Genomic DNA, 1719 nt, shown 5'->3' with positions numbered 1-1719 from the left:
ATGATGAAATTGAAACTATTAAAGAAAAAGGAGCATATACTCCTGATGAAATTAAAAAATTAACTGATTATACACTTAAAAACCTTAGATAATAAGGGAGTGAAATATTATGGCAACAATTAATTTGCCACAAGTACCTTTTATATTACAAGGTAATACAACAGGACAAAAAGCCTATGTTGATATGGTTAATGCTTTATTGCGTGGACCTTTATATAATGAATATGCAAGTATTATGCAGTATGCTACTGCAACAGCAGAACAAGTTGCTTGATTACCAAATGCAGGACAAGCATTATATAATTTAACTCATCGTGTAGTATGACAAGATGATTATTCATTACCAAATGGTGGGACAACTCAAACAATGGGATTAACAAGAATTCCAGTTCCTATTGATAAAAGATTTAATTTAAAATTAATGAATGAAGCTTTTGACTTAGCATTAATAGAACAAAATATTAAAAATGGTGTTATTGCTGATGCTATTTCTAGTGTAGTACAGAATAAATTTGTTAATTTAGAATGTGAATTAATTCAGGCTATTTATGATTATTGTTTAGCAGATGGTCAATATGAAGTAATTCCATTTCGTAGTTATACAGCCGAAAATGCAGATGATGCAAATAAAGCATTCTTTAAATTAAATGAAACTTTGATTGAATTAACAAATCAAATTAGTAATTTATATTTTGGTTTACCAACAGATAAAATGTTTATGGTTTTAGGACGAAGAGCATATTTAGGATTAACACCTGCTTACTTAAAAGTAATTGGTTCACAAGCTCAATTAAAAGCAATGGTTAATGGTGAATTATATGAAAATACAGCAATGGGTATTCCTGTATCAAAAAGTTTTCATTTAGAAAAAAAATATACAAAAGGACAAGTTAACCGTGATAAAGGTTATAATTTTAATAATGTAAATGGTTTAATTATTAATAAACAAGTATGAGCATATCCAATTAATATGGATACTATTCAACAAGTTTTAGATAATGATACTGCTAACCCTAAATGAATTGGTAAAGTGCAATATGCTACTCCAACAATTTTATATCCTAAAACATGTAAAATTATTTTAGAAAAAGAACCAACACAAGATGAAATTAATACTGCTAAAAGTAATCTAAATAAAACATTTAGAGTGCCAGTTGATTATGTAATTCCATCATCAAGTAAAATTGATATTAGTAAAATTAATAAATTAGATAAACCAACTATTCATGTTACAGACCCAACAAAAGCAACACCAGAACAGTTAAAACCACAATTTAAAGCTGTTGTTTTAAAAGCAGTAAAAACAGTAAATAGTTCTTTAACTGAAAGTGATTTTGATTACTTTATTGAAAGTAAGGGTGAAGACTGACCAATTAATATTACAAATGATAAAACAGTTGCAGTGCAAATTGAAGGTAAAAACAACGCTACTGGTCAAACAAACCCGATTGATGTAGTAATTAAAAATTCTTAATAAACAATGAACTTACTAATTTTACGAGTTTTAACTTTATTAGTAACTAATTTAGAAAATAAACATTTAATAAGTAAATTTGTAAATTTAATTAATAGAGTTAATCAAGTTCAAAATAAAGTATTAAAGCCAATTAATTATATTAGTGATAAATATAATAAAATTACAAATAAAGTTGAAGATATTTATCAGTGATTAAATCCATTTACTTATTTAGATTTAATTAAAAAAGGTCATAAAAAAGA

2 protein-coding genes are annotated in these 1719 nt (G+C 25.9%); both read left to right on the top strand.

Annotated features, from left to right (window positions below):
• Positions 1-109: 109 nt before the first annotated feature.
• On the top strand, positions 110-1474 hold the full coding sequence (locus D9R21_RS06265) for a hypothetical protein (RefSeq protein ID WP_126821517.1): 1365 nt from the start codon (positions 110-112) through the stop codon (positions 1472-1474).
• A gap of 6 nt (positions 1475-1480) precedes the next feature.
• Positions 1481-1719 (top strand): hypothetical protein (locus D9R21_RS06260; protein WP_148108867.1); only part of this gene is annotated, 239 nt, incomplete at its 3' end.

It is taken from the genome of Spiroplasma endosymbiont of Megaselia nigra, from assembly GCF_003987485.1.
Classification (GTDB): Bacteria; Bacillota_I; Bacilli_A; order Mycoplasmatales; family Mycoplasmataceae; genus Spiroplasma.
Note: the sequence above shows the minus strand (reverse complement) of the source record. Positions and strands in the feature narration are given on the sequence as shown.